Origin of the sequence: Cryobacterium sp. Y11, from assembly GCF_002929535.1 — a bacterium.
In the GTDB taxonomy this organism is placed as follows: Bacteria; Actinomycetota; Actinomycetes; order Actinomycetales; family Microbacteriaceae; genus Cryobacterium.
In genome coordinates this window covers 1-1013 of the sequence record NZ_PJJO01000001.1, presented here as the reverse complement: position 1 = coordinate 1013, position 1013 = coordinate 1, and the positions used below count along the sequence as shown (strand labels likewise).

Annotated in this window: 1 protein-coding gene; it reads left to right on the top strand. The window is 58.1% G+C overall.

Annotated elements, in window-relative coordinates:
- On the top strand, nt 1-853 hold an 853-nt coding region (locus CXY75_RS00005), incomplete at its 5' end, for a hypothetical protein (RefSeq protein WP_233201632.1).
- Nucleotides 854-1013 lie beyond the last annotated feature (160 nt).

Sequence of the window (1013 nt, the reverse complement as noted above, 5' to 3'; positions counted from 1 at the left end):
GACCCCCACGCCCACACCAACGCCTGAGCCCACGCCCGAGCCTGAGCCCACTCCCGAACCCGAGCCCACCCCAGGGCGCGGCGGAATGCCCGGTGCGTCCAACACCGGCGTTCCGGCCGGTACCAGGCTGACCGTGCACAACGATGACATCACTGTCACCACGGCTGGCACCGTGCTCGACGGCCTCGACATACGTGGTCTGGTCAAAATTGAAGCTCCGAACGTCACCATTAAGAACTCGATCATTCGTGGCCGCGCATTGAACGGCATCGGAGCGCTGATCAATAACCTCGGCGGCTTCAGCAACCTCGTGATTGTCGATACCGAGCTGCGCCCCTCCATCGCGTCGCCAAACACCATGGGCATCTACGGCTACAACTTCACTGCGACCCGGTTGAACATTAACAATGTCATCGACGGAATCCACGTCACCGGTAGCAACGTTGTTATTGAGAACAGCTGGATCCACGACCACCTGCACTACCGTAACGATCCCAATCACGGTGGCACGCCGAGTCACGACGACTCGATCCAGATCCAGGTCGGCGATAACATCAGCGTCACCGGCAACCGGCTGACCGATTCCTACAGTGCGGCGGTGCAGATCACGCAGGACCGTGGACGGGTCTCCAACTTCTCGTACACGGACAACTACGCTGACGGCGGGCACTGTACCGTGAACATCGCCGAGAAGGACTATGGGCCTCTGCGCGGTACAACGATCACCGACAACAAGTTCGGCCGCGACACCAGCGTGTCCAACTGTGCGGTCATTGCGCAGACCTCGACGAAGATTGACTTCGCTCGCAACTACTTCACCGATGGTAGCCCGGTGAAAATTTCGAAAGGGTAATTCCCACATATTCCAAAACGGATGCGGCCGGCCCTGTTAACCCAGGTCCGGCCGCTTTTTTGGACCTAAAAGCGACACATCGTCTACCCCTGATCGGGGGTGAACCTGTTAAAGCCATGTGTCTGCTTGTGACATTACCCATTGTGGGTAATACTCATTT